The organism is Variovorax sp. GW821-FHT10C12, from assembly GCF_059415405.1.
The window spans coordinates 1,442,581-1,455,213 of sequence record NZ_JBWKNE010000001.1; the positions used below are offsets into that span (position 1 = coordinate 1,442,581).

General features: G+C 66.2%; 9 protein-coding genes. 7 read left to right on the forward strand and 2 right to left on the reverse strand.

Features of this window, described 5'->3' with window-relative positions; translation table 11 throughout:
• Positions 1-201 precede the first annotated feature (201 nt).
• From AC07OH_RS06845 to AC07OH_RS06870, 6 genes are read left to right on the forward strand one after another with little or no spacing between them, the layout of a single operon-like run.
• On the forward strand, positions 202-804 hold the full coding sequence (locus AC07OH_RS06845; protein ID WP_082817992.1) for a GspH/FimT family pseudopilin: 603 nt from the start codon (positions 202-204) through the stop codon (positions 802-804).
• Positions 801-1,406 (forward strand): type IV pilus modification protein PilV, encoded by a 606-nt coding sequence (gene pilV / locus AC07OH_RS06850; RefSeq protein ID WP_495300071.1) that lies wholly within the window; start codon positions 801-803, stop codon positions 1,404-1,406. Before AC07OH_RS06845 ends, pilV begins: the two co-directional genes overlap by 4 nt.
• 11 nt (positions 1,407-1,417) lie before the next feature.
• Positions 1,418-2,410 (forward strand): PilW family protein, encoded by a 993-nt coding sequence (locus AC07OH_RS06855; protein WP_495300072.1) that lies wholly within the window; start codon positions 1,418-1,420, stop codon positions 2,408-2,410.
• Positions 2,407-3,012, forward strand: coding sequence for a PilX N-terminal domain-containing pilus assembly protein (locus AC07OH_RS06860; RefSeq protein ID WP_495300073.1), 606 nt, complete (start codon positions 2,407-2,409; stop codon positions 3,010-3,012). The genes AC07OH_RS06855 and AC07OH_RS06860 overlap by 4 nt, the downstream gene beginning before the upstream one ends.
• Before the next feature lie 4 nt (positions 3,013-3,016).
• A complete protein-coding gene (locus AC07OH_RS06865; RefSeq protein ID WP_495300074.1) occupies positions 3,017-3,520 on the forward strand; it encodes a type IV pilin protein in 504 nt (167 codons plus the stop codon).
• Positions 3,521-3,567: 47 nt separating this feature from the next.
• Positions 3,568-7,377 (forward strand): pilus assembly protein, encoded by a 3,810-nt coding sequence (locus AC07OH_RS06870; protein ID WP_495300075.1) that lies wholly within the window; start codon positions 3,568-3,570, stop codon positions 7,375-7,377.
• Positions 7,378-7,401: 24 nt separating this feature from the next.
• Here the strand turns inward: AC07OH_RS06870 and AC07OH_RS06875 are convergent, their stop codons facing one another.
• Positions 7,402-10,458 carry an FAD-binding and (Fe-S)-binding domain-containing protein gene (locus tag AC07OH_RS06875; protein WP_495300076.1) on the reverse strand — a complete coding sequence of 1,019 codons (3,057 nt, stop codon included), beginning with the start codon at positions 10,456-10,458 and terminating at the stop codon, positions 7,402-7,404.
• Between the two features lie 9 nt (positions 10,459-10,467).
• Entirely contained in the window at positions 10,468-11,175 is a 708-nt protein-coding gene (locus tag AC07OH_RS06880) for a GntR family transcriptional regulator (RefSeq protein ID WP_495300077.1), read from the reverse strand.
• A gap of 121 nt (positions 11,176-11,296) precedes the next feature.
• On the opposite strand from AC07OH_RS06880, the gene AC07OH_RS06885 reads away from it, so the two are divergent.
• Positions 11,297-12,541 (forward strand): pyridoxal-phosphate-dependent aminotransferase family protein, encoded by a 1,245-nt coding sequence (locus AC07OH_RS06885; RefSeq protein ID WP_495300078.1) that lies wholly within the window; start codon positions 11,297-11,299, stop codon positions 12,539-12,541.
• The last annotated feature ends 92 nt before the right edge of the window (positions 12,542-12,633 follow it).

Sequence of the window (12,633 nt, forward strand, 5' to 3'; positions counted from 1 at the left end):
GCCCACTTCCGCAGAAGAGAAAAAGTACCAGCCAAACACCCCGAAATACCAGACTTTCACTCGGCGCTTCGAGGCATTTCCGCTCATCCTTTCGAACGCACCGAACGTCGGCAAGCCGTTGTCGGACATGTACATCGCCCCCTAGTCTCGCGCCCAGAAGTTGTCGGCTGAAATTCCAAAACAACAGGGAGAGACATGCACATGAGGCCACGCGATTCTTCGCGGCCCGCGCGGCTGCGCGACCAGCGCGGACTGACCGCCATCGAGCTGATGGTCACGCTGGCGATCCTCGCGATCCTGATCGGCATCGCGGCGCCTTCGATGACGCGCTTCATCGTGCAATGGCGGCTGTCCAACGCCGTCAATGCCGTGACCGGTTCGCTGCGCATCGCGCGCACTGAAGCCATCGCCCGCGCAAGAGCCGTCGTCGTCTGCCAGTTGCGCGCTGGCACCGCGGTCGACTGCGAAACCGGCTCGGGCGGCAACGATCTAGCGGCCGGCTGGATCGTCTTCGTCAACAACGACCGCGACGGCGACTTCTCCTATTCCGAATCGACAGACGAGGTGCTGCTGCGGCAGGACGCACTGCCCGGCATCGCGAAGATCGCCCTCGGCAAAGCAGGCCGCTTCGTCTTCCTGCCCAACGGGCTGGTGAGTTCGGGAAGCAACAGCATCACGGTCGATGCCCCCGGCTTCGAAAAGTCCAGCACCACCCCATGGGCACGCAAGACGCTGTGCATCAGCAAGCCCGGGCGTATCCGCTACGCCGCGGATGGCGAAGACTGTTCGGGCAACGACGAATGAAGCGCCCTACACAACGCGGTGCCACCCTCCTCGAGGTGCTGGTCGCCATCGTCATCCTGGCCATCGGCCTGTTCGGCATGGCGGGGCTCACCTCGGCAGCCCTCAAGTACAACCAGTTCTCGCGCATGCGCGCCACCGGCCTGAGCCTGGTCACCGACTACGCGGAGCGCGCCCGCGCCAACCTCGCCGGCTTTGCCGGCTACGCCCACACCAAGGCCTACAACGCCAGTGCGCGCGCGGCGGCCTCCAAAGATCCGACGTCCCCGCGCGCTGCCTGCCTCGTCGACACGTCCAACCCCGCCAGCCCGCTCAACACCTGCGGCGCAGCCATCGCCACGTATGACCAGTCGCAGTGGCTCACCAACGTTGCAAACCGACTGCCGGGCGGCACGGCCTACGTCAGCACGGAGCTGCCCGACGTTGCATCGGGCGTGAACGGCCTGCCCGCCACGCGTGTGCTGAACATCTGGCTGATCTGGAGCGCCATCGAGGAAGGCGCCGGCTTCGGACGGAAGGAGCAATTGCAGCAACCCTGCCCCGCCGGCGCCAACATTGCGACCGGCGCTTCGGTGAACTGCATGTACTTCCGAATCACGCTATGAGCACTGCCCCCATGGTTCCTCGCCGCATGCGCCATCCGGCCCGCGGCTTCACGCTGATCGAACTGATGGTCGCGTTGACGATCGGGCTGGTGATCCTGGCCGCGGCCCGGTCTGTCTTCGCGACCTCCAGCCGCAGCAGCCAGCTGTCGGAGCTCGAGACGCAATTGAACGAGGACGGCATCCTCGCGCTCAACCTGGTCCAGCAGCAGCTCAAGCAGGCCGGCTATTCGCAGCAGCGCATCCCGAGCAGCGGCGCCACGGTGATGGGCAACTACGCCGGCCCTGCCGTGCGCGGCTGCGACGGCGGATTCACCGATGCCGGAGCCGCCTTCGACAAGCTTGCGTGCACCAAGGGCGACGGCAGCGACGCCATCGCCATCCGCTACGAAGCCACCATCGACAACACCATGCCCCAGCTCACCGACCCGACGCTGGCGACGAACTGCCTGGGCAACGCCATCAACCCCTTGACGCCTTCGCAGGTGGCGCCGCCCCCCACGCCGGCCCCCGGCATGCCGCTGCCGGGGGCCTACGCGCTGGCCGACAACCGCTACCTGGTGACCGGCTCAGGCATGGCACCCATGCTGTCCTGCCGCGGCATGGAGAAGCGCAACACCGGCAACGCCATCGGCTCGTCGCAACCGCTGCTCGCCAACGTCGAACACATGCAGATTCTTTACGGAGTGGCCAGCCGCCCCAGTGCGGAACTCGCGGCCACCTACGACCCGCTGCGCCACCAGATCGTCGACTACCTCGATGCCACCCATGTCGACGAACTGCCCGTCACCGGCACGCTGTCCGACAACACCGAAGACCGTTGGGGCCGTGTGCTGAGCGTGCGCGTGTGCCTGCTCATGCGCAGCGAACGGCCCGTGCGCGACGTGCCCGAAGGCGGCATGGCCTACAAGCAATGCGACAACACCGATGCGACCGGCACCGACGGCTACCTGCGCAGGACCTACACCACCACCGTCCTGCTACGCAACCGGGTGATCGCGCCATGAACACGAAGCCATTCCCTTCTGTGCACCACATCGCCGGCGCGAGCGAACGCGGCGTGGTCCTGATCGTCACGCTCGTCCTCGTCGTGATCCTGTCGCTGGTCGGCACCTTCGCGATCCGCAATGCCACGCAGAGCGAGCGCAGCGTGAACGGCATCCGATCGGCCGAAGTGGCCCGCGAAGCCGCCGAGACCGCGCTGCGCTTTTGCGAGCAGGTGGCCATCTTCGACGGCGACGACAAGGACTACACCGACTACGCCTCTGTCGGCATGCGCGCCCGGATCATCACGACCCCCATCGGCTCGGAGTTCGACGAAACCGCGGCATGGCGCAAGAAGGCCAGCTGGGTAGGCAACAGCGCGATCGTCGTTCCGAAGGCGTATGTCAACAAGAAGCCCACCGGCACCACGGTCGACGCCACGCCCCTGGAGATCGAACCGCGCTGCCTCATCCAGAAGATCGCCACCACCTCGACGCCCAAGCTGACCGGCTACCTGATCACCGCCCGGGGCTTCGCCAACAACGCTCGGTTCGAGAAGTCAACCGGCGTCGCCACCCAGGGCGCGGAAGCATGGCTGCAGTCCGTGCTGACACGCGACAAATGACTTCATGACCTTCATCGCCATGACACACCTGCCTTCCGGTTCCTCTCGCTCCCGCCGCGGCTTCACGCTGATCGAAGTCATGGTCGTCGTCGCGATCATTGCCATCCTCGCGGCCGTCGCGCTGCCGAACTACCAGGAGTACGTGCGCCGCTCCAAGCGCGCGGAAGCCCAGGGCATCCTGATGGAAGCCGCACAGTTCATGCAGCGCTACTACTCGGCCAACGACCGCTACACCGCTGTCGCAGGCGATGCCGGCGAGGAGACCGAGCAGAAGAAAGGCGCAGAGAGCCTGCTGCCCAAGGCTTTGCAGCAGTCGCCGAAGTCCGGCGCCGCCAACTACACCATCGCCGTCTTCGCGCGCGACACCCCGCCCAGCTACATCCTCAAGGCCACCCGCACCGGCAGCATGACCGGCGACCGCTGCGGCACGCTGACCCTGAGCGGGCTGGGCGTGAAGGACATGGACGACGAGGTCACGGGACTGCTGACGAAGGAGTGCTGGAGATGAATCTCACGCCTCCTCGGCGCCCCACTTTCAACCGCAGAGAAAACCGCATGACCGCCACGCGCCCGTTTCTTGTTCCGGCACCCGCCAAGGCCGCACGCACGCTGCGAACTTTCATCAGTCTCGCTGCCGCTTGGGGTGCGGCGCTCCTTCCTGTCGGCGACGCACTCGCCGCCACGACACCCAGCCAGGCCCCGCTCTACAACGCCGTGCCGGGCGCCAAGCCCAACCTGATGTTCGTGCTGGACAACTCCAGATCGATGACGTTTGAATATCAGGAGGGCTACTCGATCCCGGACAATTGCAAGGGCACGGAGGGGGCGGTTTGCGACGGAAAATATGGCTGGCACGCCATGCGGTCGAGCAGCGTGAACACGCAGTACTACAACCCTGCCGTTACCTATGCGGCCCGGGTTGCGGCCAATGGCGCGAAGCAGAGCTACTCAGTCTTCTTCATCAGCAACCAATCCGGCAAGACGCTTCCCGCACACGTGAAGTACGGCACAGCGACGGAGGCCACTGGGAAAATCTTTTCCTACGTTCATTGCAAGAACAACGACTGCTCCATTGCCGACAACAGGAAACTGACCAACCTCGCCTATCCACTCACGAACCAGCCCGTTGAACTGCCTGGCGGACACAAGCGAACAGACTGCGGAGAAAGCGCCACGCGGTGCAGCCAGGAAGCCGAGCTCAAGAACATCCTGAATTGGCACGAGTGGTATCGCACTCGTGCACTCGCCGTCAGTACCGCGCTGGGCCAGGCGATGCAGAGCTACGAAAACAAGTTCAGGGTGGGGTACGTGCAATACAACGAGGGCGCGGACGCCGCGAAGAACATCGTGAGCGGTGTCAACTACTTCAGGGACGAACCGTCCGGTACCGGAAAGAAGTGGAAAACCGATTTCTACGAATGGATCTATGGCATCGCGCTGACCGGAGGAACGCCGAGTCACAACGCCCTGGTGCTCGCCGCCAACTACTACGCAGGCAACGCAACGCAGTCCATCACGTCCGCCCCGCTGAGCAGCCCCTGGAAAAACGACCCCAACGACCCGAAGAGCGGTGAACTGAGCTGCCGGCGCGCCTACAGCATCGTGCTGTCCGACGGGGCCTGGAATGCGGGCACCGCGAAAGAGGCCGATAAGCGCTATACCGAAATCCAGGGGGGGAATTTCGACGGCAAGCCGTCCGGAAATGCCGCCGCATTCCGCTACGAACCGAAGGGCGCACCGGGCCAGGACAGCACGGATCCGGTCACGAAGCTGAACGCCAGAAGCCTCTACGTTCCTTACGGCGACGCCAGCTCCAGCAGCGCCAGCAGCAACGGCTTCGCCGATCTGACCGCTCGCTATTTCTGGCACACCGACTTCGCCAAGACCCTGCCCAACGACATTCCCCCGATGGGCGGCCAGCACAACCCCACGTTCTGGCAGAACATGACGACGTTCACCATCGGCTGGGGCCTGACGCCGTCCGGTGATGCAGGCAGGACCGGAGGGCTGACCTGGCAGCAAATCGAAAGCTACAACAATGATTGGCTCTCTGGCAATCCGGCAAAAAAACCCAGCTGGCCCACCGATGACCTGAACGATGGCGACAAGACGACCGATGCGCAACGCGTGGACGACTTCATCCGCGCCGGGTTCACCGGCGGCGGCCGTTCCTACAGCGTCTACTCGGGCGACGACGTGCGCCGGGCGCTCGACAACGCACTGAGCAGCATGGTCGGGTCCGGCAACGACGCAGGCGTGGCCGTGTCGGGCAACAGCAACGAGTTCCAGACGCTGCAAGGCCAGTACAAGTACACGACCGAATACCAGACCGCGGACAACAGCGGCGACATCAAGGCCTTCGAGCTGAATGCCGACGGCGACTACAACGCGGTCGACAAAGCCGGCAAGCCGATCCCGGCCTGGTCCGCCAATGCCAGGATACCGGCCGCCGACAAGCGAGCGATCTTCGCGTTGTCGAACTACGATCCCGCGACGCCCGCCACTGCCCTGCGCATGGCACTGACCCACGGCACGAGACTGGACAAGCTGCCGGATGATTTCCGGACCCTGCTCAATGCCGACAAGCAACAGGCCCCCGACGAGAGCTTTGTCCGCTACCTGTTGGGCAGCGACCCGCAGAAGGATGCTGGCGGCACGGTCTACCGGTTGCGCAAGCAGCCCATCGGCGCCTCCGTCAACTCGCCGCCGGTGTTCGTGGGTGGGCGTTTCGACATGGGCTACGGCCCCTTGAGCGCGGTGGACGGCAGGGGCACCCCCTATGCCGAGTACAAGGCGCTCAAGAGTTCAGCCCCTCCCACCATCTTTGCCGCCACCAACAACGGCAAGGTCCATGTGCTGAACGCCGCCAGGAACGACGCAGGAGGCATCGAGCTGGCCGCCTTCATGCCCAAGGGCGCCATGGCGTCGCAGATCGACCTGGCCAATCCGAACTTCCGCTTCCGCTACACACTCGACGGCCCGCTGGTCGAGCAGGACGTGTACGACAAGAACGGCCTGACGCCAGCGGGTGGCAAGAACACATGGCGCCAGGTGGTGCTGGGCACCGGCGGGCGCGCGGGGCCGTTCATGTATGGCCTGGAATCGCCCTTGAGCCTCACCAGCCGGGCACCGACCCAGAACCACTTTCTCTGGGAGGTGAACAACCAGCACAAGGACTACGCCGATCTGGCCTACGTGACCAACAATCCCGTCGCGGGTCAACTGGACGACGGCGCCTGGGTCATGCTCACAGGCAGCGGCCACTACCCCGAAACTGGCAAGCAGGTCGGGCTGTACGTGGTGGAGGCCCTGACTGGCAAGCTCAAGAAATTCATCGGGCTTCCGACGGAATTTGGCAATGCCGCCACCGGCGGCAACCGCGGCCTGGGCGGAGTGGTCGCCGTGCGGGACACCACCCGCCGCATCGTCGCCGCCTACGCCGGCGACGCGAGCGGCAACCTGTGGCGTTTCGACTTGCGCAGCGCAAAGCTCGGACCTTCCGCCAAGGGCCAGCTGCTGTTCACCACGCAAGGCGGCAAGACGCAGCCGATCTACGCCGCACCGGCATGGCAGGTCCACCCCGGCGATGGAAGCACCTGCACGTACAGCGCCACCACGCAGTGCGGCGCCATCGTGGTCGTGGGCACAGGCATCCTGCTCGACGAGGAAGACCTCGCAACGCCCGCCAGGAAGCAGGCCATCTACGGCATCTGGGACCCGACGCCCATCGGCGGCGACGCCAGGGCCGACGCTCGCAAGGTCGAACTCGCAGACCTCGTGGAGCAAACCATCGACAAGGCCTCGGCAAAGGTCGGCTTGCTCAACGAGCGCGACAAGAACTTCTACCAGGTCAGCAGCAACGCCGTGGACTGGAAAACCAAGAAGGGATGGCTGCTGAACCTCGGCCTGATTCCCTACCCCGGGGCCATGGAGAACGGCGAGCGCGTGGTGGGCGACCTGAGCAACCTGGGCAGCAGCGTGATCGTCACGTCCTTCCTGCCCGAAGACAAGAACCTGGGCATCGAGTCCTGCACGGCCACCGGCAGCCTGCCGAACAACACCTACGTGCTGGACGCGCTGACGGGCAAGAACAAGTACTCCTTCGACGTCGATGCCAACGGCAGCTTCGATTTCTATTCCGTCGTCTCGAACCCTGCCGGCGGCTTCACGCGCGGCAACGTGACCTCGCGCAACATGGTCGGCCAGCCCAACGAAGGTCGCCCCGACGGCAAGCCCGAAGTCAATTGCACCAATGAAGCGGGCTTCCTGACCGGCGTGGGCGACACGCAGAAGATCGGCGACGGCTGCGGGGTGTCCCGCACCTGGCGCCGCAGCTGGCGCCAGGTGGTCTCGCCACCCTTCTGAACTCCAAAGAGAACCGCAGCCGCCTCAGAGCATCATGTGCCGCGCCAGCAGCACCGCCACATGCACCGCCTCGCGCTGCGCGCCGTCGCCGATCTGGTGCCTGCAGCTCGTGCCGTCCGCCACCACGATCGCATCGGGCTTGGCACGGATGGTCGGCAGCAGGCTCGCTTCGGCCATCTGCATCGACACCTCGAAGTGGCTGGCCTCGTAGCCGAAGCTGCCGGCCATGCCGCAGCATGAGCTCTCGATGAGCTCGGGCTCGGCGCCCGGAATCAGCTTCAGCACCTCCATGATCGGGCTCACCGCGCCGAAGGCCTTCTGGTGGCAGTGGCCGTGCAGCAGGATCGGCGCGGTGGCCGGCTTCAGCGCGAGTTCGAAGCGGCCGGCCTTGCGTTCGCGGGCGATGAACTCTTCGAACAGCAGCGCCTGCTTCGCGACGGCCTGCGCCTTGTCGCCGAAGCCCATCACCAGCGTTTCGTCGCGCAGCGTAAGCAGGCACGAGGGCTCGAGCCCGACGATGGGAACGCCGGCCTGCGCCAGCGGCAGCAGCGCGTCGATCAGCGCCCCGGCGCGAATCTTGGCTTCGTCCACCATGCCGCTGGCCAGGAAGGTCCGGCCGCAGCAGTGGTGCCCGCCGCCCTTCTCCACCGTGTGCAGCGCATAACCCGCGGCGTGCAGCACGCGCGCCGCCGCGAAGACGTTCTCGCTTTCGAAGGTGCCGTTGAAGGTGTCGACGAACAGCACGGCGACCTTCTCGCCGCGCGCTGCCGCAGCCAGCACCGAGGCCTGATCGGAAAACAGGCCGGCCGCCACCGCGTCCTTCGCACGCCAGAAGGTGTCGGTGCGCCATTCGGGCAGTGAGCGCTTGGCCGAAAAGCCCAGCATCTTCTCGCCCAGCCATGCCGCGCCCGGCACGCGGTTGCGCAGGTTCAGCAGCCACGGCATGCGGCTGGCGCGGTGCGCGTAATCGGGCATGTAGGCGACCAGCTTGTCTTTCAGCGTGTGGCCGTGGCGCTTCTTGTAGTGGTCGAGAAACTCGACCTTCATCTTCGCCATGTCGACGCCCGTCGGGCAATCGCGCTTGCAGCCCTTGCAGCCGACGCACAGGTCCATGGTCTCGTGCATGGCCTCGCTGGTGAAGGCGTCGGCGCCGAGCTGGCCCGACAGCGCCAGCCGCAGCGTGTTGGCACGGCCGCGTGTCAGGTGCTGCTCGTCGCGCGTCACGCGGTAGCTGGGGCACATGGTGCCGGCGTCGAACTTGCGGCAGTGGCCGTTGTTGTTGCACATCTCCACGGCCTTGGCGAGGCCGCCGGTGCTGTCGCCGCCCGTGCCCGGTGCGGTGGTCACCTCGGTCACGGGGTCGGCATTGACGTTCCAGCCCGACCAGTCGAGCACGGGCTTCAATTCGATGCGGCGGTACGGCCTGGGCGCCGTCGGCGGCGCAAAGCGGAACAGCGCGCCGTCGTCCATGCGCGGCGGGTCGATGATCTTGCCGGGGTTGAACAGGCCGATCGGATCGAGCTGCTGCTTGATCGCGCGAAAGGCCTCGTTGATCGCCGACCCGAACTGCCATTCGATCCATTCGCCGCGGCACAGCCCGTCGCCGTGCTCGCCGCTGAAGGCGCCCTTGTACTTGCGCACCAGCGCGCTGGCCTCTTCGGCGATGGCGCGCATCTTGGCCGCGCCGTCGGCGCGCATGTCGAGAATGGGCCGCACGTGCAGCGTGCCGACCGAGGCATGCGCGTACCAGGTGCCGCGGCTGCCGTACTTGGCGAACACCTCGGTCAGCGCGTCGGTGTATTCGGCCAGGTGTTCGAGCGGCACGGCGCAGTCCTCGATGAAGCTCACGGGTTTGCCGTCGCCCTTGAGGCTCATCATGATGTTGAGGCCGGCCTTGCGCACTTCCCACAGGTTCTTCTGCCGGCCGTCGTCGGGCATCTCGACCACGCTGCCGGGCAGGCCGAGGTCGCCCATCAGCTCGATCAGCCGCTTCAGTTGCGGCAGCAACGCGGCCTTGTCGGCGCCCGAGAACTCGACCAGCAGGACGGCGGCGGGCTTGCCGATCAGCGCCGTTTCCACGGTCGGCTTGAATGCGGGGTTGGCCAGGCTCAGCTCGATCATCGTGCGGTCGACCAGCTCCACCGCGGTCGGCCCGAGCTTCACGATGTGCTGCGCCGCGTCCATGGCCGCATGGAAGGTCGGGAAGTTCACGATGCCCAGCACCTTGGCGCGCGGCAGCGGCGCCAGCTTGAGCTTCAGGCTGCGCGTGTAGGCCAGCGTGCCTTCGGCGCCAATCAGCAGGTGCGCCAGGTTCACGCTGCCGTCGGCCGTGTACGGCTTCTCGCTCTGGTTGTCGAAGATGTCGAGGTTGTAGCCCGCCACGCGACGCATCACCTTGGGCCAGTGCTGCGCCATGGCATCGCGGTGCGCTTGCGCCAGCCCGTGCACGAATTGCGCAATGCCCGCCGCGCGTGCGCCCAGCATGCCCAGCGGCCCGAACTCGACCAGCTCGCCACTCGACAGCCACGCGCTCGCGCCCAGCACGTTGTGCACCATGTTGCCGTAGGCGATGGAGCGCGAACCGCAGGAGTTGTTGCCCGCCATGCCGCCCAGCGTGGCCTGCGCGCTGGTCGATACGTCGACCGGGTACCAGAGCCCGTGCGGCTTGAGCTGCGCGTTCAGGTGGTCGAGCACCAGGCCCGGCTCAACCGTGGCGGTGCCCTCTTCCACGTTCACCTCGAGCACCTTGCGAAAGTGCTTGCTGTTGTCGATGACCAGCGCCGCGCCCGTGGTCTGGCCGCACTGGCTGGTGCCGCCGCCGCGCGCCAGCACCGGCACCTTCAGGTCGCGCGCGATGTCGATGGCGGTGGCGATGTCGCGCTCGTTCGTGGGCACGAAGGCGCCGACCGGCGTGATCTGGTAGATCGACGCGTCGGTGGCGTAGCGCCCACGCGAGCCGTCGTCGAACAGCACCTCGCCCTGCGTGTCGGTGCGCAGCCGGCGCGCCAGCAGTTCGCAGGTGTCGTTGGGCGGAAGGACGGTTCCGGCTGGCTGCATGTGGCTGGCGGGGTCGATGCGCATGGTGGGGTGTCAGCTCGCTTTGTTGGTTGTGCTCTTGGCTTGTGGATAGATCTGCCCGGCGCGCAGCAGCTCCAGCACGGTGTCGCGCTTGCGCAGCACGTGCGCCGTGAGCACCTTGCGCATGGCCTGCGCGTCGCGCGCGGCCAGCGCCTGCACCATCTGCTCGTGCTCCTCGACCGCGTGCTTCCACTTGGTCTCGTCCTGGTTGGTGCGAAAGCGCAGCGACTGCACGCGGGCGTTGATCGAGCGATAGGTGTTCGACAGCACCGGGTTCGCCGCCGCGTCGTTGATGGCCGTGTGGATGCGCGCGTTCAGGCGGTAGTAGCCCGACAGGTCGCGCCGCGCGAAGCAGGCCATCATTTCGTAGTGCAGCGCGCGCACCTCGGCCAACTCCTCGTCGGTGATGCGCTTGGCCGCCAGCTCGCCCGACATGCCCTCGAGCATCGCCAGCACCTCGAAGGTGTTGAGCACGTCGGCCTCGGTGAGCTTCACCGCCACCGCGCCGCGGTTGGGCAGCAGGTCGACCAGCCCCTCGGCCGCCAGCAACTTGATGGCCTCGCGCAGCGGCGTGCGCGACACGTTCAGCTGCAGGCACAGCTCGCGTTCGTTGAGCTTGGCGCCGGGCGCGATGCGCCCCTCCACCAGCATGGTGCGCAGGCGCGCCGCCACCTGGTCATGCAAGGCCAGCCTGGAGATTTCGATGATTTCAGCAGTCATGTGGGGTTCCCTTGTTTGCATTTTGAATGCAAAAAATAGCCGAAACAACCCAGGTTTGTAGGTATAAACCAGCATACATAAATGCATTTTGAATGCAAAACTGAGCGCACAAGGAGAGCCCATGCTGCAACTCGACATCCACCCCACCGGCCGTCACTTCCTCCAGATTCCCGGCCCCAGCCCGGTCCCCGACCGCATCCTGCGGGCCATGAGCCTGCCCACCATCGACCACCGCGGGCCCGAGTTCGGCACGCTGGGCCTGAAGGTGCTCGGCGGCATCAAGGAGATCTTCAAGACGAAGCACCCGGTCGCCATCTACCCCGCGTCGGGCACTGGTGCATGGGAAGCCGCGCTCGCCAACACCCTCAGCCCCGGCGACCACGTGCTCATGTACGAGACCGGCCACTTCGCCTCGCTGTGGCAGAAGATGGCCACGCGCCTGGGCCTGTCGACCGAGTTCCTGGCCTACACCGGCACCGACGCCCACCTGCCGAATGCGCCCAGCTGGCGCCGCGGCGTGCAGGCCGAGCTCATCGAGGCGCGCCTGCGCAAGGACACGGAGAAGAAGATCAAGGCCGTGTGCGTGGTGCACAACGAGACCTCCACCGGCGTCACCTCCGACATCGCCTCGGTGCGCAAGGCCATCGACGCGGCGGGCCACCCCGCGCTGCTCATGGTCGACAGCATCTCGGGCCTGGCCAGCGCCGACTACCGTCATGACGAATGGGGTGTCGACGTGTGCGTGAGCGGCTCGCAGAAGGGCCTGATGCTGCCGCCCGGCATCAGCTTCAACGCGCTGTCGCCGCGCGCCCTCGAAACGGCCAAGCACGCCAAGCTGCCCAAGGCCTTCTGGGCCTGGGACGAGATCGTCGAGATGAACAAGGATGGCTACTGGCCCTACACGCCGAACACCAACCTGCTGTACGGCCTCTCGGAGTCGCTCGACATGATCCTCGGCGAAGGCCTGGACAACGTGTTCGCGCGCCACCAGCGCTGGGCCGCCGGCGTGCGCGCGGCGGTCAACACCTGGGGCCTGCCGATCCAGTGCGCCGACCCGTCCGTGTACTCGCCCGTGCTCACCGGCGTGATCACGCCCGAGGGTGTCGATGCCGACGCCGTGCGCCGCCTGATCCACCAGCGTTTCGACCTGTCATTGGGCACTGGCCTGGGCAAGCTCAAGGGCCGCATGTTCCGCATGGGCCACCTGGGCGACAGCAACGACCTCACGCTCGTGGCCATGGTCGCGGGTGTCGAGATGGGCATGAAGCTCAGCGGCATCAAGCTGGCGGGCAGCGGCGTGCAGGCGGCGATGGACTATTTCGCGAGCCACCAGGCCGCACCGGTCGCCCTGAAAAAAGCCGCCTGAGCGCCACGCTCCGAACCTCCTACCGGCCGCAGCGCATCGCTCGAACGATGCGGCGGCCCACCACCACCCTGCCGGGCCCGCGCAAGCGGCTC

Coding starts and splice junctions, on each gene's coding strand:
- AC07OH_RS06845 (WP_082817992.1), top strand. CDS start 202: ATGAGGCCACGCGATTCTTCGCGGCCCGCGCGGCTGCGCGACCAGCGC.
- pilV (WP_495300071.1), top strand. CDS start 801: ATGAAGCGCCCTACACAACGCGGTGCCACCCTCCTCGAGGTGCTGGTC.
- AC07OH_RS06855 (WP_495300072.1), top strand. CDS start 1,418: ATGGTTCCTCGCCGCATGCGCCATCCGGCCCGCGGCTTCACGCTGATC.
- AC07OH_RS06860 (WP_495300073.1), top strand. CDS start 2,407: ATGAACACGAAGCCATTCCCTTCTGTGCACCACATCGCCGGCGCGAGC.
- AC07OH_RS06865 (WP_495300074.1), top strand. CDS start 3,017: ATGACCTTCATCGCCATGACACACCTGCCTTCCGGTTCCTCTCGCTCC.
- AC07OH_RS06870 (WP_495300075.1), top strand. CDS start 3,568: ATGACCGCCACGCGCCCGTTTCTTGTTCCGGCACCCGCCAAGGCCGCA.
- AC07OH_RS06875 (WP_495300076.1), bottom strand. CDS start 10,458: ATGCGCATCGACCCCGCCAGCCACATGCAGCCAGCCGGAACCGTCCTT.
- AC07OH_RS06880 (WP_495300077.1), bottom strand. CDS start 11,175: ATGACTGCTGAAATCATCGAAATCTCCAGGCTGGCCTTGCATGACCAG.
- AC07OH_RS06885 (WP_495300078.1), top strand. CDS start 11,297: ATGCTGCAACTCGACATCCACCCCACCGGCCGTCACTTCCTCCAGATT.